We start from the raw sequence: 18,590 nt of genomic DNA, 5'->3' as shown, positions 1-18,590 counted from the left end.
ATGAACCAAGGACCGGCGCTTGCCTGCGCCCTGGGGATCGCCTGCCTCGCCCTGCCGGCCCAGGCGCTGGACCTGCGCCAGGCCTGGGACCTGCTGCAATACCAGGGGCCGATCTACCGCTCCGCCGCCAACGAGAAGGCCGCCGCCGCCGAAAACCGCGCCCTCGGCCGCGCCGGCCTGCTGCCGCAGGTCGGCCTGAGCGCCTCCGGCAGCCGGATCGACGGCAGCCAGCGGCAGCCGGACGTCTTCGGCCGCAGCCGCGACAACAACCTGGACTACACCGCCCGGAGCGCCAGCCTGCAGCTGCGCCAGCCGCTCTTCAACGGGCAGAAGCTGGCCGGCTACCGGCAGGGCGGCTACCAGGCCGACGCCGGCACGGCAGTGTTCGACGCCAAGACCCAGGATGCCGCCGTGCAGCTGGCGGGGCGCTATTTCGACGTGCTGCTCGCCCACCAGACCATCGAGCTGGCCGCGACCAAGCTGCGCGCCTTCGAGGAGCAGGTGGCCTCGACCCGCCGGCGTCTGGAGCTGGGCGATGGCACGGTCACCGACGTCGACGAGGCGGTCGCCCGGCGCGACCTGGCGAGCGCCGAACTGCTCGAGGCCCGGGACAACCTGCAGGTGACCCGGCGACGCCTGCAGGAGTTTCTCGGCGAAGCCCCCGAGCACATCGCCACCCTGCAGGAGCGCTTCGCCACGCCGCCGCTGCAGCCTGCCGAGCTCGCCGACTGGATCGCCAGGGCCGGCAGCGACAACCCCGCGGTCCGCGCCCGCCGCCTCGGCGTCGCGGTCGCCGAGCAGGAAGTGGCCAAGGCCCGCGCCGGCCACTGGCCTACTCTCGACCTGGTGCTCGGCTACACCGCGGCGGACAGCGACTCGCTGTCCACCGTGGACCAGCGCAACCGCTACGGCTCGATCGGCCTGGAAATGAACATGCCGCTGTTCAGCGGCGGCTACACCAGCGCCCGCGTGCGCCAGACCAGCGCCAGCCGGGCACAGGCGGAGGACGACCTGAGCGTCGCCCGCGAGGCCATCGTTTCCGACACCACCCGTGAGTTCCAGAGCGTGCAGAGCGGTGAGGCGCGCATCCGCGCCCTGGAGACCGCCGTCAGGTCCGGCGAGAAGTCGCTGGACTCGGTAAGGAAGGGCTTCCTCGCCGGCACCAGCACCAACGTGGACATCCTCGACGCCGAGGAACTGGTGTACAGCGCGCGGCGCGACCTGTTCGAGGCCAAGCTGCGCTACCTGCTCTCCCGGCTGCGCCTGGCCGCCCTGGCCGGAGCCCTGGGCGTCGACGACATCGACCAGGCGAACGCCTACCTGGGGCCGCGGCTGGCATTCTGAGCGGCGGCCCTGGCAAAACCTTGTAAAAACCCTTTTCTTGATCGAAACAGTCGGGCTTTCTAGGCTGGAAGCGTGACACCGGGCCCCTCTGACGGCTGACGCCGCCATGTCGGAGTCACAGTTGATGACACTTCGACTGCAAGGAGGGGCCCATGACTGCCCTACATTCGTTCCTGTTCGCCGACTTCCTCGGCACCGCCACCTGGCTGTGGCTGGCGTTCTTCGCCGTGGTGATTTCCCTGCTGGTCTTCGACCTCGGCGTGCTGCACCGCGACCAGCACGAGATCGGCGTCAAGGAGAGCCTGCTGCTGTCGGCCGGCTACATCACCGTCGGCCTGCTGTTCGCGGTCTGGGTGTGGTTCCAGAAGGGCGGCGACGCCGGCATGGACTACCTGACCGGCTTCCTGATCGAGAAGTCGCTGTCGATGGACAACGTGTTCCTGATGGCGGTGATCTTCAGCTTCCTCGGCATTCCGCGCCGCTACCAGCACAAGGTGCTGTTCTGGGGCATCCTCGGGGTGATCGTGCTGCGCGCCGTGATGATCGGCCTGGGCGCCGCGCTGATCCACCAGTTCAGCTGGATCCTCTACGTGTTCGGCGTGTTCCTGGTGCTCACCGGCGTGCGCATGCTGTTCGCCCGGGTCGACGAGACCCCGGACCTGGAGAACAACCTGCTGGTGCGCTTCCTGCGCAGCCACCTGCGCATCACCGACCGCCTGCACGAGCAGCGCTTCTTCGTGCGCCAGCCCGACGCCAGCGGCAAGCCGGTGCTGTGGATCACCCCGCTGTTCCTCGCCCTGATCCTCATCGAGTGCGCCGACGTGGTGTTCGCGGTGGACAGCGTGCCGGCGATCTTCGCCATCACCCAGGACCCGTTCATCGTCTACACCTCGAACATCTTCGCCATCCTCGGCCTGCGTGCGCTGTACTTCGCCCTCGCCGCGCTGATCCACCGCTTCGCCTACCTGAAGTACGCCCTGGCGCTGGTGCTGGTGTTCATCGGCGGCAAGATCTTCCTGGTCGGCATCATCGGCAAGATCCCGGCGGCGCTGTCGCTCGGCGTGACCCTGACCCTGCTGATCGGCGGCGTGCTGGTGTCGCTGTGGAAGACCCGCCACGCGGCCGGCGACGCCACCCGCGCTAGCCAGCAGTGACCTCGCTGGAGAAGCGCTGCACCACGTCGACCACCCGTCCGGCGCCGTCGTGGATCTGGCGGATCGCGGTGCCGGCCTCGTTGGCCAGGCGCACGCCGTCCTCTACCTGGTTCAGGCTGGCGGCCATGCCCTGCATCACCTCGCCGGCCTGCTGGCGGATCGCGCCGATCAGTTCGGTGATCGAGCCGGTGGCCTGCGCGGTGCTGCCGGCCAGGCTGCGTACCTCGGCGGCGACCACCGCGAAGCCCTGGCCGCTGGAGCCGGCGCGCGCCGCCTCGATGGCGGCGTTGAGCGACAGCAGGTTGGTCTGCTGGGCGATGTTCTGGATCGAGTCGACGATCGCCGTGATCTGCTGGATGCGCTGCTCCAGGCACTCGACCTGACTCACCGAGGTGCGTACCCGCTCGGCCAGCGCGTGCATGCGCTCGGTCGCATCGAGGATCACCCGCTGGCCGGACATCGACAGCTGCTCGGTTTCCCGGGCGATCTGGTAGGCGGTCTGCGCGCTGTGCCGCTCGGCCGCGTGGCGGCGGACCTGCTCGCTGATGTCGCTGGCGAACTTGATCACCTGGTAGGGGCGGCCCTGCTCGTCGAGCACCGGGTTGTAGGTGGCCTCCAGCCAGATCGGCTGGCCGCCCTTGGTGACCCGCTCGCACTCGCCGGAGAAGAACTGGCCGCTGCGCAGGCGCTCCCAGAAGGCGCGGTAGTCGGCAGAAGCGCGGTAGTCCGGGCGGCAGAACTGCGCGTGCGGCTTGCCGAGAATCTCTTCCAGGCGATAGCCCATGGCGGCGAGGAAGTTGGCGTTGGCATCCACCACCCGTCCGTCCATGTCGAACTGCACCACCGCCATCGAGCGGTTCAGCGCGTCGAGCAGGTTGCGCGCGTGGCTGGACTCGCGCACCCGCTCGCTGGTGTCGCTGGCGACCTTGAGCACCCGCTCGATCTGGCCGCGCTCGTCCTGCACCGGCACGTAGGTGGCCTCCAGCCAGATCGGCTGGCCGTCCGCGCGGCGACGTTCGAACACCCCGCCGAAGGATTCGCCCTGGCGCAGGCGCTCCCAGAAGTGCGGGTACTCCTCGCTCTGCGCGTAGTCCGGCGGGCAGAAATCGCGGTGGTGGACGCCACCGATCCGTTCGGCGGAGCAGCCGACCAGCTCGCAGAAGCGCTCGTTGGCGGCCCGGACGGTACCGTCCAGGTTGAACTCGACCATCGCCACGGCGCGGTCGATCGACTTGAACAGCTCCCTGTAGCGCCGCGGCTGACCGGGCAGGGAGCGGAGGAAACGTAGCATCAGACAATCCCCACGGAACGGAAGAGGTGGAAAGCACCGCGGGCTCGGCCGGTCAGCAGCAGGCCTGCCATGGCGGCAGACGGGACGTCTTTGTGCCTTTCGCCAGCGACGACAGGGCGGCGACAAAGTTGTACATAACACTTACAAATAACGAACAGATTGTACAGAAAATCCGATGGCGACGGGCGCTGCACTCCGGCGCGCGATCTGCCCGCCAGCGCGCCGTGATGCTAGGATGCGCGCCCTATGCGCATCCACGACCTGACCTCCCGCCTCGCCGCCAGCGGCGCCCAGCCCTGCCACAGCACCCGCATCCTGCGCGCCTGGCTGGCCGGCCGGCCGCTGGACAGCGGCCCGCGCAACCGCCCGGCCGCGGACTTTTTCCCGCTGTCGGTGCGCGCGGCGCTGCCGCAGCTCGACGCCGAGATCGCCGGCCTGGCCCGGCTGCGCTCCGAGCACCCCGGCGCCGACGGCTCGGCGCGCCTGCTGGTCGAACTCAACGACGGGCAGATGGTGGAGAGCGTGCTGCTGCCCCGCGACGGCCTGTGCGTGTCGACCCAGGTCGGCTGCGCGGTGGGCTGCGTGTTCTGCATGACCGGCAAGAGCGGCCTGCTGCGCCAGGTCGGCAGCGCCGAGATCGTCGCCCAGGTGGCTCTGGCGCGGCGCTTCCGCCCGGTGAAGAAGGTGGTGTTCATGGGCATGGGCGAGCCGGCGCACAACCTCGACAACGTGCTGGAGGCCATCCACCTGCTCGGCACCGAGGGCGGCATCGGCCACAAGAACCTGGTGTTCTCCACGGTGGGCGATCCGCGCGTGTTCGAGCGCCTGCCCGGGGAGCGGGTCAAGCCGGCGCTGGCGCTGTCGCTGCACACCACCAACGCCGAACTGCGCCGCGAGCTGCTGCCGCGCGCGCCGCAGATCGATCCCGAGGAGCTGGTCGCGCAGGGCGAGGCCTACGCCCGCGCGGTCGGCTACCCGATCCAGTACCAGTGGACGCTGCTCAGGGGCATCAACGACAGCGTCGAGGAAATGGACGGCATCCTGCGCCTGCTCAGGGGCAAGTACGCGGTGATGAACCTGATCCCCTACAACAGCCTGGAAGGCGACGACTTCCAGCGTCCCGACGGCGAGCGCATCGTGCAGATGGTGCGCTACCTGCACAGCCGGGGCGTGCTGACCAAGGTGCGCAACAGCGCCGGACAGGACGTCGACGGCGGCTGCGGCCAGCTGCGCGCGCGGGCCGAGGTGGTGAGGAGCCGCCGCCAGCCGCGCTGACCCGCGGCGGACGACGAGCGCCGTCTCAGGTGGCGCTGCCGCTGGCCACCGGCGTGCCGGTCGCCGGGGCCGGAGCCGGCGCACCCGGCACGCCCCAGATGCCGCCCAGGCTCTGCAGCAGCGATCCGGCCAGGCCCTGGTTGCCGAGGAACTGCAGCAGGATGGAAGCGAACTGGCCGACCAGGCTGCTTTCCATGCCCAGCCCCGTGAAGGTTCTGGCGACGCCCGCCAGGCTGTCGACCGGCGCTCCCGGCTGCGGTGCCTGGCTGGCGCCGCCGCCGAGCAGGCCGCTCAGCGCGCCCAGCCGACCGAGCATGCCGCTGGCGCCGCTGTCGGCGCCGGCGGGGTTGCCGCCCAGCAGGGCCAGCCCCGGCACCGCACCGGCCAGCTGGGCGTACTGGTCGCCGGCCAGCTGGCTCTGCGCCAGGCCGAGCAGCGCGCCGACCCCGCCCATTGCCTGCTGCGGCGTCACCTGCAGGGCGCCCAGCTGCTCGATCAGCGCCAGGGTCTGCGGATTGGCCAGACGGCCGAGGGCGGCGGCGGCCTCAGGCAGCGCCGAGGAGGCCGCGCCCGCCGGGGCGCCCGCTGGCGCCGGAGCGACCGCCTCCTGCGCCGGCGCGTTGTCGACCGGCGGCGTCACCTGCAGGGCAGGGTCCGCCGGGACCGGGGACACCCGGACGGTGTCCCCGCCGGCGGCGGCGAACGCCGGTGCGCTCGCCGCGAGCAGCAGGACGGAGAGGCTGAGAGGGCGAAGCAGGGGCATGGAACGGACCTCGAAGAAAGGAAGGCAGACCAGCCTCTGACCACGCCGCCGGCACAAATGCTGAACAGCCGGCGGAAAATCCGGCGAACGGCCCGCTGGCACGCTGCTGCACGCCGCAGGCCGGCTGTCCTACACTGAGAAGCGCCGACCGTCGCCAGGGGGTGTCATGGAGCTGCTGAAACAGAAGATCCGCGAACAGGGCGTCGTGCTGTCCGCCCAGGTGCTCAAGGTGGATGCCTTCCTCAACCACCAGGTCGACCCCGTGCTGATGCAGCAGGTCGGCGTCGAGTTCGCCCGCCGCTTCGCCGGGCAGGGCATCGACAAGGTGCTGACCATCGAGGCCTCGGGCATCGCCCCGGCGCTGATGACCGCGCTGGCCCTCGGCGTACCCATGCTGTTCGCCCGCAAGCAGCAGTCGCTGACCCTCGGCGGCGAGCTGCTGACCGCGCGGGTGTACTCCTTCACCAAGCAGGTGGAGAGCACCATCGCCGTCGCCGCCAGCCACCTCGCCGCCAGCGAGCGGGTGCTGATCGTCGACGACTTCCTCGCCCACGGCCAGGCGGCGCGGGGCCTGGCGACCATCGTCGAGCAGGCCGGCGCGCGGGTGGTCGGCATCGGCATCGTCATCGAGAAGTCGTTCCAGCCCGGTCGCGGCGAACTGGCGCGGCTCGGCTACCGGGTCGAGTCGCTGGCGCGCATCGCCTCGCTGGAGGGCGGCGCGGTGCGCTTCCTCGACTGAAGCGGCCGCCGCGCGGACACAAAAAAGCCGCCCGCAGGCGGCTCTTTCGCGATACCGGCGAAAATTACATGCCGGCCATCTTGTGGATCGCGCCCAGCAGCTCGTCGTCGGAGCAGTCGGCGCAGGTGCCCTTCGGCGGCATGGCGTTGCGGCCGGCGATGGCCGACTTCAGCAGCGCATCGATACCACCGCGCTCGCTGGCGCGGGCCTTCCAGTCGGCCGCATCGCCGATCTTCGGCGCGCCCAGCACGCCGGCGCTGTGGCAGGCGCCGCAGTACTTGGCGACCACGTCGTCGGCGCTGCGCGCACCGCCGCCGGCAGCGGCAGCCACGGCACCCACGCCCTTGCACTCCTGGCCGGCGATGCACACTTCGCCTACCGGCTTCAGACGTTCGGCGATGGCGTCATCGCTCGCGGCCTGGGCGCCAACCGCCCACAGGGCCAGCACGGCAGCCTGGGCTGCCAAGACTTTCTTGATCAGGTTCACCCTTACACCCTCTATGGCTAGTCACGCCCGGGGCGGTAGGGCCGCGCGGGCGGCGGCAGTATAACGGCAAAGCGAAGCCTGCCGAAACAACCCCGATGGTCGCAGGGCCTTGCTGCCAAAGGCCCGGCCCATCAGCCTCGGCGGGTCAGAAGTTGGCCGGCGTGGTGGCGCTGATCAGCCGGGCCGGCACGTCGAACGGATTGCGGAAACGGTGCGGCTGGTCGCTGCGGAAGTAGTAGCTGTCGCCGCTCTCGAGGATGTACACCTCCTCGCCGACGGTCAGCTCGAGGCGCCCGGCGACCAGCACGCCGGCCTCCTCGCCCTCGTGGTTGAGCATCTCCATGCCGGTGTCGGTGCCCGGGGGATAGGTCTCGTCGAGGAACGACATGATCCGGTTGGGGAACATGCGGCCGACCAGCTTCATGGTCACCGCGCCGCTGCCGATGTCGATCAGCTCGTCGGACTTGTACACCACCTGGGTCTGGTTGCCCTCCTCGAGGTCCATGGAGAAGAACTCCACCAGCGACATGGGGATGCCGCCGAGCACCTTCTTCAGCGAACTGATCGACGGGCTGACGCTGTTCTTCTCGATCATCGAGATGGTGCTGTTGGTCACACCCGCGCGCTTGGCCAGCTCGCGCTGGGACAGGCCTTTGAGTTTGCGGATCGCGTGCAGACGGGCGCCGACGTCCAAGGCTGGAGACCTCCACGGTCATTCGGGATCAGGGATGAATATGACAATGATGGCAAGCACGTTCAGTATTTACAACACGAACGCCCCGCGCGGCAGGCCGGGCGGGGTGGCGGGAGGGGGCCGGCAAGCGGGCTGCAGGCCCGCCGTGGCGAGGGCTCAGGCGGGCCCGGAGTAGTGGCGCGGCACCCGCTTGAGGTTGCAGAACAGCTGGTAGGGAATGGTCCCGGCCGCCGCCGCCACCTCGCTGGCCGGCACCTGCGCGCCCCACAGCTCGACCCGGCTGCCGAGGCCGGCCTGAGGCAGGTCGGTCAGATCGACGGTGAGCATGTCCATCGACACCCGGCCGATCAGCGCCGTGCGCACGCCGCCCACCGCCACCGGGGTGCCGCTCGGCGCGTGGCGCGGATAGCCGTCGGCGTAGCCCATGGCCACCACGCCGACGCGGGTCGGCCGGGCGCTGACGAAGCGCGCGCCGTAGCCGACCGGCTCGCCGGCGGGCAGCTCGCGCACGGCGATGATCTGCGACTCCAGGGTCATCACCGGCCGCAGGCGCGCCGCCTGGATCTGCGCCTGCTCGAAGGGTGTGGCGCCGTAGAGCATGATCCCCGGACGCACCCAGTCGCTCGGCACCTCGGGCCAGCCGAGCAGCGCCGGCGAGTTGCGCAGGCTGACCTCGCCGCCGAGCCCGGCCGTGGCGGCGCGGAACGCGGCCAGCTGCTCGGCGGTGCGCGGGCAGTCCAGTTCGTCGGCGCGGGCGAAGTGGCTCATCAGCACTATCCTGTCCACCTTGCCGCTGGCCAGCAGGCGGGCGTGGGCGGCGCGGTACTCCTCCGGATGCAGGCCGACCCGGTGCATGCCCGAATCCAGCTTCAGCCACACGTTCAGCGGCCGCGCCAGCGGCGTCCGCTCGATGGCCTCCAGCTGCCAGGCCGAATGCACCACGCACCACAGCTGGTGCTCGGCGATCAGCGCCAGCTCGTCGGCCTCGAAGAAGCCCTCGAGCAGCAGGATCGGCGCGCGGATGCCGGCCGCGCGCAGCTCCAGCGCCTCCTCGATGCAGGCCACGGCAAAGCCGTCGGCCTCCTCCGCCAGCGCCTCGGCGCAGCGCACCGCGCCGTGACCGTAGGCGTCGGCCTTGACCACGGCGAGGGCGCGGGCGCTGCCGAGTTCGCGGGCCAGACGGTAGTTGTGACGCAGGGCATCGAGATCGATCAGGGCACGGGCTGGACGCATGGCAGGTCTTCTTGTGATGAAAAAAAGCCCGGCGCAACCGGCCGGGCAAAGCAAGGGTCAGGGCAGCGCGGCCACCACGGTCATCTCGACGCGGGCGCGCGGGTCGTACAGTTTCGCCTCGACGCAGGTGCGCGCCGGTGCGCAGCCGGCCGGCAGCCAGGCGTCCCACACCGCGTTCATCCCGGCGTAGTCGGCCAGATCCTGCAGGTGGATGGTCACCGCCAGCAGGCGCGACTTGTCGCTGCCGGCCTCGGCGAGCAGGCGCTCGATGCTGGCCAGGGTCTCGGTGGTCTGCTGCTGGATGTCGCCGGCGTAGTCGTCGGCCAGTTGGCCCGCCAGGTAGACGGTGCCGTTGTGGATGACGATCTCGCTGTAGCGGGTCTCAGTGTGCAGGCGCTGGATGGGCATTGGGGGTGTTCTCCTTGGAAGAGCCGTAGCGGGAAATGTCCAGGCCCTGCGGGCTGATCTGCGGGCGCTTTTTCGCCATCAGGTCGGCGAGCAGGCGGCCGGAGCCGCAGGCCATGGTCCAGCCAAGGGTACCGTGTCCGGTGTTGAGGAACAGGTTGCGGTAGCGGGTGGCGCCGACGATCGGGGTGCCGTCCGGGGTCGCCGGGCGCAGGCCGGTCCAGAACTCGGCGCGCGCCAGGTCGCCGCCCTGCGGGTACAGGTCGCGGGTGATCATCTCCAGGGTCTCGCGCCGGCGCGGGTTGAGCGACAGGTCGAAACCGGCGATCTCGGCCATGCCGCCGACGCGGATGCGGTCGTCGAAGCGGGTGATCGCCACCTTGTAGGTCTCGTCGAGGATGGTCGAGGTCGGCGCCATGGCCGCATCGGTGATCGGCACGGTCAGCGAGTAGCCCTTCAGCGGGTACACCGGCGCCCTGATCCCCAGCGGCTTGAGCAGCTGCGGCGAGTAGCTGCCGAGGGCCAGCACGTAGTGGTCGGCGGTTTCCAGCTGGCCGTCGATCCACACGCCGTTGATGCGCTCGCCGGCATGGTCGAGGCGCTCGATGGTGCGGCCGAAGCGGAACTCGACGCCGAGGCTGCGGGCCATCTCGGCCAGTCGGCTGGTGAACAGGAAGCAGTCGCCGGTCTGGTCGTTGGGCAGGCGCAGGGCGCCGGCCAGCTTGTCGGCGACCTTGGCCAGCGCCGGCTCGACGCGGGCGATGCCGGCGCGGTCGAGCACCTCGTAGGGCACGCCGGCCTGCTCGAGCACGGCGATGTCCTTGGCCGCGGCGTCGACCTGGGCCTGGGTGCGGAACAGCTGGGTGGTGCCGAGGCGGCGGCCCTCGTAGGCGATGCCGGTCTCCATGCGCAGCTCGTCGAGACAATCGCGGCTGTACTCGGCCAGGCGCACCATGCGCTCCTTGTTCACCGCATAGCGCGAGGCGGTGCAGTTGCGCAGCATCTGCGCCATCCACAGGTACTGGTCGAGGCTGGCGGTCGGCTTGATGGCCAGCGGCGCATGGCGCTGCAGCAGCCACTTCATGGCCTTCAGCGGGATGCCCGGGGCCGCCCAGGGCGAGGCGTAGCCGGGCGACACCTGGCCGGCGTTGGCATAGCTGGTTTCCAGGGCCACGCCGTCCTGGCGGTCGACGACCACCACCTCGAACCCGGCGCGGGCCAGGTAGTACGCGCTGGCGGTGCCGACCACACCGCTGCCAAGGACCAGAACTCGCATGCTTGCCTCCCGCACCCGCCACCGCGAATGAGCTGTTGTTGTGGGCTTCGATGGGCGCAGTATAGGAACGCCGATCCAGAAATATTCACTGTTCTTCAGGCGATTTCTGGCGATAATTCTCGGCAAAAACCCATTTCACGGAGTGGCATCCACCATGAACGAGGGCATCAAGAAGGGCCGGCGCGACCTCGACCGCACCGACCGCAGCATCCTGCGCATCCTCCAGCAGGAGGGGCGGATTTCCTTCACCGAGCTGGGCGAGCGGGTCAACCTGTCGACCACCCCGTGCACCGAGCGGGTGCGCCGCCTGGAGCGCGACGGGGTGATCCTCGGCTACCACGCCAGGCTCAATCCGCAGCTGCTGCGCGCGGGCCTCTTGGTGTTCGTCGAGCTGAGCCTGGACTACAAGTCCGGCGACACCTTCGAGGAGTTCCGCCGCGCGGTGCTCAAGCTGCCGCAGGTGCTGGAGTGCCACCTGGTGTCCGGCGAGTTCGACTACCTGATCAAGGCGCGCATCTCGGAGATGGCCTCCTACCGCAAGCTGCTCGGCGACATCCTGCTCAAGCTGCCGCACGTGCGCGAGTCGAAGAGCTACATCGTCATGGAGGAGGTCAAGGAGACCCTGGCGCTGCCGGTGCCGGACTGAGCGCCCCCCGGAAACGACAATGCCCGCATCCGGAGATGCGGGCATTGCGTCACGGCGCGACTCGGAGCGTCAGGGTTTCGCCGCCAGCGACGCAGCGGCCGGCTTGGCGAAGTACTCGCGGGTCAGGCGGATCACCACCGGGCTGAGCAGCACCAGGGCGATCAGGTTGGGGATGGCCATCAGGCCGTTGAGGGTGTCGGACAGCAGCCAGGCGAAGTCCAGCTGGGCGACGGCGCCGAAGGGGATGGCCAGCACCCAGAGGATGCGGAACGGCAGGATCGCCCGGGTGCCGACCAGGTATTCCCAGCAGCGCTCGCCGTAGTAGCTCCAGCCGAGGATGGTGGTGTAGCTGAACACCATCAGGGCCACCGCCAGCAGGTACTGGCCGACGCCGGGCAGGGCGCTCTCGAAGGCCGCGCTGGACAGCGCCGCGCCGCTGGCGCCGCTGGTCCAGGCGCCGGTGGTGAGGATCACCAGGGCGGTCATGCTGCACACCACGATGGTGTCGATGAAGGTGCCGAGCATGCCGATCAGCCCCGAGCGCACCGAGCTGTGGGTGGTGCCGGCGGCCTGGGCGATGCCGGCGGTGCCCAGGCCCGCCTCGTTGGAGAAGATGCCGCGGGCCACGCCGAAGCGGATCGCCGCCATCACCGCCGCGCCGGCAAAGCCGCCGGTGGCCGCCGCCGGGTTGAAGGCGTGCTCGAAGATCAGCGCGAAGGCGCCGGGAATGGCCTCGGCGTTGAGGGCCAGCACGGTCAGCGCGGCGATGATGTAGCCCACGCACATGGCCGGCACCAGGGCCTCGGCGACCTTGCCGATGCGCTTGATGCCGCCGAGGATGACCACGCCGGTGATGACCATGGTCACCACGCCGGTGACCCAGTCCGGCACGCCGAAGGAGCCGCTCAGCGCGTCGGCCATGCTGTTGACCTGCACCATGTTGCCGATGCCGAAGCCGGCCAGGCCGCCGAACAGGGCGAAGGCGCCGCCCAGCCAGGCCCACTTCCTGCCCAGGCCGTTCTTGATCGCGTACATCGGCCCGCCGACGTGCTCGCCGCGCTCGTCCTTCTCGCGGTAGTGCACGGCCAGCACCACCTCGCTGTACTTGGTGGCCATGCCGACCAGCGCGGTGCACCACATCCAGAACACCGCGCCTGGGCCGCCGAGGAAGATCGCGGTGGCCACGCCGGCGATGTTGCCGGTGCCCACGGTGGCGGCTAGGCAGGTCATCAGCGCCTGGAACGGGCTGATCTCGCCGGAGCCGTCGTCGTCCTTCTTGCGCCCCTGCCAGAGCAGGCCGAAGGCGGTGGCGATCCTGGCCAGCGGCATGAACCTGAGACCCAGCATCAGGAACAGGCCGGTGCCGAGGATCAGCACCAGCATGGGCGGCCCCCAGACCAGGCCATTGAGACTATTCACTACAGTGTTCAGGAATTCCATCAGGGGGTTCTCTTTGCTCTTGTCGATGGGGTGAAGGCAGCGGCTGCCTTGCGCGGGGCTCCGTAGCACGGGCTGTGCCAGCGATCGCCGGCGCCTCGCGCCGCGCAGCGGTCGCAGTGATTATTCAGGCCGGGATAGCGAATCCACCAGATCAGCATCGCTGCCGAAGCGAATGACAGGCCTTTCACCTGCCTTTCTGCAGGATAACGGCAGAAAACTCCATGAAAAAATCCGCGTCTCTCCCTGCAGGCCGCAGCCGGCGGGGCGTCCGGCAGCTGTTGGTCGCCGCGCCCTGCCGGCCTATGCTGAGGGCTCAGCCACTGCCTGTTACCCAAATGCCCAGCCACAGCCCCGAGCATGCCCCATCGTGGTACGCCGCCAGCGTCAACCGTCACCTGGAGTTACCTTCACAGGCGGGGGAAACGCGCGCCGATGTGTGCATCGTCGGCGGCGGCTACACCGGCCTGAACTGCGCCATCGAGCTGGCCCGCCGCGGCTACGCGGTGGTGCTGCTGGAGGCGCGGCTGATCGGCTGGGGCGCCAGCGGGCGCAACGGCGGCCAGCTGATCCGCGGCGTCGGCCACGACGTCGAGCGCTTCCGCCCGCTGCTCGGCGACGCCGGCGTGCGCCGCCTCAAGCTGTACGGCCTGGAGGCGGTCGAGCTGGTGCGCCGGCGCATCGAGGAGTTCGCCATCGACTGCGACCTGCGCTGGGGCTACTGCGACCTGGCCAACCGCCCCGAGCACCTGGAGGGCTTCCGCCAGGCCCGCGACGAACTGCTGGAGCTGGGCTACCGCCACGAACTGCGCCTGCTGCAGCCGGGCGAGATGCACCAGGTGGTCGGCTCCGACCGCTACTGCGGCGGGCTGATCGACATGGGCTCCGGGCACCTGCACCCGCTCGAGCTGGCCCTCGGCGAGGCAGCGGCGGCGACGGGCCTGGGCGCGCGGCTGTTCGAGCGCTCGGCGGCGACACGCATCGACTACGGCGCGCAGGTGCGCGTGCACACGGCGCACGGCGTGGTGCGCGCCGACCGGCTGATCCTCGCCTGCAACGCCTATCTCGCCGGCCTGCAGTCGCAGCTGGCCGGCAAGGTGCTGCCGGCCGGCAGCTACATCGTCGCCACCGCGCCGCTGGGCGAGGAACGCGCGCGGCAGCTGATCCCCCGCGACATGGCGCTGTGCGACCAGCGCGTGGCGCTGGACTACTACCGGCTGTCGCGCGATCGCCGCCTGCTGTTCGGCGGCGCCTGCCACTACTCCGGGCGCGATCCGGCGGACATCGCCGCCTACATGCGGCCGAAGATGCTCAGGGTGTTTCCACAGCTGGCGGACGTGGCCATCGACTACGCCTGGGGCGGAATGATCGGCATCGGCGCCAACCGCCTGCCGCAGCTCGGCCGCCTGCCCGACCAGCCGAACGTCTGGTACGCCCAGGCCTACTCCGGCCACGGCCTCAACGCCAGCCATCTGGCCGCGCAGCTGCTGGCCCAGGCCATCCACGGCGAGGACAGCAGCGGCTTCGACCTGTTCGCCCGCGTGCCGCATCCGACCTTCCCCGGCGGCCCGCTGCTGCGCGCGCCGCTGCTGGCCCTCGGCATGCTCTGGGAGCGCCTCAAGGAGCGCCTATAGGGGCGAATTCATTCGCCTTGGGCGGGGCGTCGGGCGAATGAATTCGCCCCCTACACGCGCAGCTCGAAGGCGCCGCGGCGCAGGGCCAGGACCAGGAACAGCGCCGCGCCGCCGGCCAGCAGCAGCGGCAGGCCGTGACCGCTCAGCCACTGGCTGGCAGCGCCGGTGGACAGCGGGCCGAGCAGGCAGCCGGTCCCCCACAACAGGGCGATGTGGGCGTTGGCGCGCACCAGGGCGTCGTCGCGGTAGCGCGCGCCGACCAGCACCAGCGCCAGGGTGTACAGCCCGCCGGCGCTGGCCCCCAGCAGCGGCAGCAGCAGCCAGACCAGCGGCGAATGCAGCGCCAGCGGCAGGGCCAGGCTGCTGGCCAGCAGCAGCAGGCCGCAGGCGCGCAGCAGCGCAGGGCGCGGCAGGCGGTCGGCGAGCAGGCCGAGCGGCAGCTGCAGCAGGGCGTTGCCCAGCACCAGCGCGCCGAGCATGTGCAGCGCGCGGCCCTGGGCGATGCCCTCGTGCAGCAGGTACACCGGCAGCAGGGTCAGCGCCAGGGCGTCGAAGGCGGCGAACAGCACCACCGCCCAGGCGATCGCCGGCTGGCCACGGCAGAACGCCGCCAGGCCGCCGCCGGCCAGCGCCTGGTGGCCGACCTGCGGCGCGCCGCCGCGGCCGAGCAGCAGCAGGCAGCCGGCCACCAGCAGCGCGGCGGCCAGCCACAGCGCCTGGTCGCCGGCGGTACCGAGAACGCCGAGCAACAGCGGCCCGCACAGCTGGCTGAGGGCGAAACCGGTGCCGTACAGCGCCACCAGGCGGCCGCGCCAGGCGTCGCTGGCCAGCTGGTTGATCCAGCTCTCGCCGAGCACGAACACCACGGTCAGCGAGACACCCAGCAGCAGGCGCAGCAGCAACCACAGCCCGTAGTCCGGCCACAGCGCCAGCGCCGCCACGGACAGGGCGCTGAGCAGCAGGCTCAGCTGCAGGCTGCGCGGCGTGCCGCACAGGGCGGCGAAGGCGTGGGTCAGGCGCGCGCCGAGCAGCACGCCGAGCGCCGGCATGGCCGCCATCACGCCGATGGCGAACTGGCCGTAGCCCCAGGCGTCCAGGCGCAGCGACACCAGCGGCAGGCTGAGGCCCAGGGCCAGGCCGACCAGCACCACCGCTCCGGTCACCGCACAGTAGGTAGCCCAGCGCACGCCTGCCCTCCTCGCCACAACGACGCGGCCGGACCTCCCGTAACGGGAAGCCCGGCCGTCTTCAGGCCCGCCGGCCGGCGGACTTACAGCTTGACCCAGGTCGCCTTGATCTCGGTGTACTTGTCGAAGGCGTGCAGCGACTTGTCGCGGCCGTTGCCCGACTGCTTGAAGCCGCCGAACGGCGCGGTCATGTCGCCGCCGTCGTACTGGTTGATCCACACGCTGCCGGCGCGCAGCGCCTTGGCGGCCAGGTGGGCCTTGGACAGGTTGCCGGTCCACAGCGCGGCGGCCAGCCCGTAGGGGGTGTCGTTGGCGATGCGGATGGCCTCGTCGAGGTCGTCGAAGGCGATCACCGACAGCACCGGGCCGAAGATCTCCTCGCGGGCGATCTTCATGGCGTTGCTCACCCCGTCGAACACCGTCGGCGCGACGAACACCCCGCCGGTCTCGGCCAGCACCCGGCCGCCGCCGCAGCGCAGCTGGGCGCCCTCGGCGTGGCCGGCGGCGATGTAGCCGAGCACGGTATTGAGCTGCTGCTCGTCGACCAGCGCGCCGACGTTGGTCGCCGGATCGAGCGGGTGGCCGGGCTGCCAGCGCTGCACTTCCTCGAGCAGCAGGGTCATGAACTGGTCCTTGATCGAGGCCTCCACCAGCAGGCGCGAGCCGGCGGTGCACACCTCGCCCTGGTTGAAGCAGATCGCGCTGGCCGCGGCACGGGCGGCGGCGCGCAGGTCAGGGGCATCGGCGCAGACGATGTTCGGGCTCTTGCCGCCGGCCTCCAGCCACACACGCTTCAGGTTCGACTCGCCGGCGTAGATCATCAGCTGCTTGGCGGTGCGCGTGGAGCCGGTGAACACCAGGGTGTCGACGTCCATGTGCAGCGCCAGCGCCTTGCCGACCGTGTGGCCGTAGCCGGGCAGCACGTTGAGCACGCCAGCGGGGATGCCGGCCTCGACCGCCAGGCGGGCGATGCGGATCGCGGTCAGCGGCGACTTCTCCGAGGGCTTGAGCACCACCGAGTTGCCGGCGGCCAGCGCCGGGCCGAGCTTCCAGCAGGCCATCAGCAGCGGGAAGTTCCACGGCACGATGGCGGCGACCACGCCGACCGGCTCGCGGGTGACCAGCCCCAGCTGGTCGTGTGGGGTCGGCGCCACCTCGTCGTAGAGCTTGTCGATGGCCTCGGCGCACCAGCGGATGGCGCGCACCGCGGCCGGCAGGTCGACCTTCAGGGCGTCGCCGATCGGCTTGCCCATGTCGAGGGTCTCGAGCAGCGCCAGCTCCTCGTCGTGGGCCTCGAGCAGGCCGGCGAAGCGCAGCAGCACCGCCTTGCGCCTGGCCGGCGCCATCCGCGACCAGGTTCCCGCCTCGAAGACGGCGCGGGCATCGGCGACCGCCCGCTCGGCGTCGGCGCCGTCGCAGCTGGCCACCTGGGCCAGCAGGCGGCCATCGATCGGGCTGATGCAGTCGAAGGTCGCGCCGCACGCCGCCGGCGCGTACTCGCCATGGACGAAGGCCCGCCCCTCGATCTTCAGGATGCTGGCGCGGTGTTCCCATTCGATGCGGCTCGGATTGCTCATGTCCTGTGCTCCGGATGCGGTTGGTCGGAACATCATGGCCGCTGGGGGAAAAGCTGCGCAAGCCGGCGGGGAAAAATCGCCGGCAAGAAAAAACCCGCCACGAGGGGCGGGTTTCTTCTTCAAGGGCCGGATCAATTACTTGATCTTGGCTTCCTTGTAGATCACGTGCTTGCGAACGACCGGATCGTACTTCTTGATCTCGATCTTTTCGGGGGTGGTGCGCTTGTTCTTGTCGGTGGTGTAGAAGTGGCCGGTACCGGCGCTGGACACCAGACGGATCAGGTCACGCATGATGATGCTCCTTAGACTTTTTCGCCGCGGGTGCGGATTTCAGCCAGCACGGCGTCGATGCCGCGCTTGTCGATGACGCGCATGCCCTTGGCCGATACGCGCAGACGCACGAAACGCTTCTCGGACTCGACCCAGAAACGATGGTACTGCAGGTTCGGCAGGAAACGACGACGGGTTTTGTTGTTAGCGTGGGAAATGTTGTTCCCGGTAACCGGACCCTTACCGGTCACTTGACAGACTCTCGACATACCTCAGCCCTCTTGACCACATGCCCAACCCGGCATGGGTTGGCCGCTTGAATCGCTATGAATCTCAGTTTCTTCGGGGGTCTTACCGACCGCGCCAACGGCCTGAAAGGTCGGGCCCCAGAAAAGAGCGCAGTTTTATAGCAGAAAGCCGCCGCACCCGCAAGGCAGATGCAGCGCACCCGACCACCGGACGGGCAAGGAAAACAGGCCGCGCATTCTGTCAGATCCAGCCGTACTCGGCGAGCGAAACCGGCTCGCCGTCGCCGATCACGAAATGATCGAGCACCCGTACCTCGACCAGCGCCAGCGCCTCCTTGAGCTTCTGGGTCAGCTGGCGGTCGGCCTGGCTGGGCTCGGCCACCCCGGAGGGATGATTGTGGGTGAGGATCAGCGCGGCGGCGTTGTGTGCCAGGGCACGCTTGACCACCTGGCGCGGGTAGACGCTGGCGCCGTCGATCGAGCCGTGGAACAGCACCTCGAAGGCCAGCACGCGGTGGCGGGTGTCGAGGAACAGGCAGGCGAACACCTCGTGCGGCTCGTGGCGCAGGCGCGCCTTGAGGTAGTCGCGCACCGCCTGCGGGCTCTCCAGCGCCGAGTCGCGCTGCAGGCGCGCGGCCAGGTGGCGGCGGCCCATCTCCAGCACCGCCTGCAGCTGGGCGTACTTGGCCGGGCCGAGCCCAAGATGGGCGCTGAAGTCGTCCAGCCCGGCCTCCAGCAGCGGACGCAGGCCGCCGAACTCGGCCAGCAGGTGGCGCGCCAGGTCCACCGCGCTGCGCCCGGCCACCCCGGTGCGCAGGAAGATCGCCAGCAGCTCGGCATCGCTCAGTGCTGCGGCGCCCTGCGCCAGCAGCTTCTCCCGCGGCCGCTCGGCGGCCGGCCAGTCCCGGATGCTCATTCCCCACCTCCCTG

At 70.2% G+C, this 18,590-nt stretch carries 19 protein-coding genes; 6 read left to right on the top strand and 13 right to left on the bottom strand.

Annotated features, from left to right (window positions below; all coding sequences use genetic code 11):
• Window positions 1–1,344 carry a TolC family outer membrane protein gene (locus SK095_RS15745; RefSeq protein WP_320546810.1) on the top strand — a complete coding sequence of 448 codons (1,344 nt, stop codon included), beginning with the start codon at window positions 1–3 and terminating at the stop codon, window positions 1,342–1,344.
• A 152-nt stretch (window positions 1,345–1,496) separates the two neighbouring features.
• A complete protein-coding gene (locus SK095_RS15740) occupies window positions 1,497–2,498 on the top strand; it encodes a TerC family protein (protein ID WP_320546809.1) in 1,002 nt (333 codons plus the stop codon).
• On the opposite strand, the gene SK095_RS15735 is transcribed toward SK095_RS15740, so the two are convergent.
• Window positions 2,485–3,789: a PAS domain-containing methyl-accepting chemotaxis protein gene (locus SK095_RS15735; protein WP_320546808.1), complete on the bottom strand. Its 1,305-nt coding sequence runs from the start codon at window positions 3,787–3,789 to the stop codon at window positions 2,485–2,487. The two genes, SK095_RS15740 and SK095_RS15735, sit on opposite strands and share 14 nt — an antisense overlap.
• Before the next feature lie 246 nt (window positions 3,790–4,035).
• On the opposite strand from SK095_RS15735, the gene SK095_RS15730 reads away from it, so the two are divergent.
• Window positions 4,036–5,064, top strand: coding sequence for an RNA methyltransferase (locus tag SK095_RS15730; RefSeq protein WP_320546807.1), 1,029 nt, complete (start codon window positions 4,036–4,038; stop codon window positions 5,062–5,064).
• 25 nt (window positions 5,065–5,089) lie between these two features.
• On the opposite strand, the gene SK095_RS15725 is transcribed toward SK095_RS15730, so the two are convergent.
• The gene (locus SK095_RS15725) at window positions 5,090–5,827 is read right to left on the bottom strand and encodes a DUF2780 domain-containing protein (protein ID WP_320546806.1); all 738 of its coding nucleotides are present in this window, start codon (window positions 5,825–5,827) and stop codon (window positions 5,090–5,092) included.
• Window positions 5,828–5,993: 166 nt separating this feature from the next.
• Here SK095_RS15725 and SK095_RS15720 point away from each other — a divergent pair, with 166 nt between their 5' ends.
• Window positions 5,994–6,566, top strand: coding sequence for a xanthine phosphoribosyltransferase (locus tag SK095_RS15720; RefSeq protein ID WP_320546805.1), 573 nt, complete (start codon window positions 5,994–5,996; stop codon window positions 6,564–6,566).
• A gap of 64 nt (window positions 6,567–6,630) precedes the next feature.
• Here the strand turns inward: SK095_RS15720 and SK095_RS15715 are convergent, their stop codons facing one another.
• The 5 genes from SK095_RS15715 to dadA all read right to left on the bottom strand — a co-directional run bounded on the left by SK095_RS15715 (window position 6,631) and on the right by dadA (window position 10,661).
• Window positions 6,631–7,053 (bottom strand): c-type cytochrome, encoded by a 423-nt coding sequence (locus SK095_RS15715; RefSeq protein WP_201485303.1) that lies wholly within the window; start codon window positions 7,051–7,053, stop codon window positions 6,631–6,633.
• Window positions 7,054–7,198: 145 nt separating this feature from the next.
• A complete protein-coding gene (locus tag SK095_RS15710; RefSeq protein ID WP_136491455.1) occupies window positions 7,199–7,747 on the bottom strand; it encodes a cupin domain-containing protein in 549 nt (182 codons plus the stop codon).
• 156 nt (window positions 7,748–7,903) lie between these two features.
• On the bottom strand, window positions 7,904–8,980 hold the full coding sequence (alr, locus tag SK095_RS15705) for an alanine racemase (protein ID WP_320546804.1): 1,077 nt from the start codon (window positions 8,978–8,980) through the stop codon (window positions 7,904–7,906).
• A 57-nt stretch (window positions 8,981–9,037) separates the two neighbouring features.
• On the bottom strand, window positions 9,038–9,388 hold the full coding sequence (locus SK095_RS15700) for a RidA family protein (protein ID WP_320546803.1): 351 nt from the start codon (window positions 9,386–9,388) through the stop codon (window positions 9,038–9,040).
• Entirely contained in the window at window positions 9,363–10,661 is a 1,299-nt protein-coding gene (dadA, locus tag SK095_RS15695; protein WP_320546802.1) for a D-amino acid dehydrogenase, read from the bottom strand. The genes SK095_RS15700 and dadA overlap by 26 nt, the downstream gene beginning before the upstream one ends.
• 154 nt (window positions 10,662–10,815) lie before the next feature.
• On the opposite strand from dadA, the gene SK095_RS15690 reads away from it, so the two are divergent.
• On the top strand, window positions 10,816–11,307 hold the full coding sequence (locus SK095_RS15690; protein WP_136491459.1) for an Lrp/AsnC ligand binding domain-containing protein: 492 nt from the start codon (window positions 10,816–10,818) through the stop codon (window positions 11,305–11,307).
• Window positions 11,308–11,376: 69 nt separating this feature from the next.
• Here the strand turns inward: SK095_RS15690 and SK095_RS15685 are convergent, their stop codons facing one another.
• Complete coding sequence (locus SK095_RS15685) at window positions 11,377–12,747, bottom strand: alanine/glycine:cation symporter family protein (RefSeq protein WP_136491460.1); 1,371 nt, start codon at window positions 12,745–12,747, stop codon at window positions 11,377–11,379.
• Window positions 12,748–13,082: 335 nt separating this feature from the next.
• On the opposite strand from SK095_RS15685, the gene SK095_RS15680 reads away from it, so the two are divergent.
• On the top strand, window positions 13,083–14,378 hold the full coding sequence (locus SK095_RS15680; RefSeq protein WP_320546801.1) for an FAD-binding oxidoreductase: 1,296 nt from the start codon (window positions 13,083–13,085) through the stop codon (window positions 14,376–14,378).
• A gap of 50 nt (window positions 14,379–14,428) precedes the next feature.
• Here the strand turns inward: SK095_RS15680 and SK095_RS15675 are convergent, their stop codons facing one another.
• The 5 genes from SK095_RS15675 to radC all read right to left on the bottom strand — a co-directional run bounded on the left by SK095_RS15675 (window position 14,429) and on the right by radC (window position 18,576).
• A complete protein-coding gene (locus SK095_RS15675; protein WP_320546800.1) occupies window positions 14,429–15,565 on the bottom strand; it encodes an MFS transporter in 1,137 nt (378 codons plus the stop codon).
• An 83-nt stretch (window positions 15,566–15,648) separates the two neighbouring features.
• On the bottom strand, window positions 15,649–17,142 hold the full coding sequence (locus SK095_RS15670; RefSeq protein ID WP_320546799.1) for an aldehyde dehydrogenase: 1,494 nt from the start codon (window positions 17,140–17,142) through the stop codon (window positions 15,649–15,651).
• 135 nt (window positions 17,143–17,277) lie between these two features.
• Complete coding sequence (gene rpmG / locus SK095_RS15665) at window positions 17,278–17,433, bottom strand: 50S ribosomal protein L33 (protein WP_090350581.1); 156 nt, start codon at window positions 17,431–17,433, stop codon at window positions 17,278–17,280.
• Window positions 17,434–17,444: 11 nt separating this feature from the next.
• Window positions 17,445–17,681: a 50S ribosomal protein L28 gene (rpmB, locus tag SK095_RS15660; protein WP_090350585.1), complete on the bottom strand. Its 237-nt coding sequence runs from the start codon at window positions 17,679–17,681 to the stop codon at window positions 17,445–17,447.
• A gap of 220 nt (window positions 17,682–17,901) precedes the next feature.
• Window positions 17,902–18,576, bottom strand: coding sequence for a RadC family protein (gene radC, locus SK095_RS15655; RefSeq protein WP_136491663.1), 675 nt, complete (start codon window positions 18,574–18,576; stop codon window positions 17,902–17,904).
• Window positions 18,577–18,590: the final 14 nt, after the last annotated feature.

Origin of the sequence: Pseudomonas sp. AN-1, from assembly GCF_034057115.1 — a bacterium.
Lineage (GTDB): Bacteria > Pseudomonadota > Gammaproteobacteria > Pseudomonadales > Pseudomonadaceae > Geopseudomonas.
Note: the sequence above shows the minus strand (reverse complement) of the source record. Positions and strands in the feature narration are given on the sequence as shown.

Coding starts and splice junctions, on each gene's coding strand:
- SK095_RS15740 (WP_320546809.1), top strand. CDS start 1,497: ATGACTGCCCTACATTCGTTCCTGTTCGCCGACTTCCTCGGCACCGCC.
- alr (WP_320546804.1), bottom strand. CDS start 8,980: ATGCGTCCAGCCCGTGCCCTGATCGATCTCGATGCCCTGCGTCACAAC.
- SK095_RS15725 (WP_320546806.1), bottom strand. CDS start 5,827: ATGCCCCTGCTTCGCCCTCTCAGCCTCTCCGTCCTGCTGCTCGCGGCG.
- SK095_RS15700 (WP_320546803.1), bottom strand. CDS start 9,388: ATGCCCATCCAGCGCCTGCACACTGAGACCCGCTACAGCGAGATCGTC.
- radC (WP_136491663.1), bottom strand. CDS start 18,576: ATGAGCATCCGGGACTGGCCGGCCGCCGAGCGGCCGCGGGAGAAGCTG.
- rpmG (WP_090350581.1), bottom strand. CDS start 17,433: ATGCGTGACCTGATCCGTCTGGTGTCCAGCGCCGGTACCGGCCACTTC.
- SK095_RS15730 (WP_320546807.1), top strand. CDS start 4,036: ATGCGCATCCACGACCTGACCTCCCGCCTCGCCGCCAGCGGCGCCCAG.
- dadA (WP_320546802.1), bottom strand. CDS start 10,661: ATGCGAGTTCTGGTCCTTGGCAGCGGTGTGGTCGGCACCGCCAGCGCG.
- SK095_RS15680 (WP_320546801.1), top strand. CDS start 13,083: ATGCCCAGCCACAGCCCCGAGCATGCCCCATCGTGGTACGCCGCCAGC.
- SK095_RS15720 (WP_320546805.1), top strand. CDS start 5,994: ATGGAGCTGCTGAAACAGAAGATCCGCGAACAGGGCGTCGTGCTGTCC.
- SK095_RS15690 (WP_136491459.1), top strand. CDS start 10,816: ATGAACGAGGGCATCAAGAAGGGCCGGCGCGACCTCGACCGCACCGAC.
- SK095_RS15745 (WP_320546810.1), top strand. CDS start 1: ATGAACCAAGGACCGGCGCTTGCCTGCGCCCTGGGGATCGCCTGCCTC.
- rpmB (WP_090350585.1), bottom strand. CDS start 17,681: ATGTCGAGAGTCTGTCAAGTGACCGGTAAGGGTCCGGTTACCGGGAAC.
- SK095_RS15735 (WP_320546808.1), bottom strand. CDS start 3,789: ATGCTACGTTTCCTCCGCTCCCTGCCCGGTCAGCCGCGGCGCTACAGG.
- SK095_RS15670 (WP_320546799.1), bottom strand. CDS start 17,142: ATGAGCAATCCGAGCCGCATCGAATGGGAACACCGCGCCAGCATCCTG.
- SK095_RS15685 (WP_136491460.1), bottom strand. CDS start 12,747: ATGGAATTCCTGAACACTGTAGTGAATAGTCTCAATGGCCTGGTCTGG.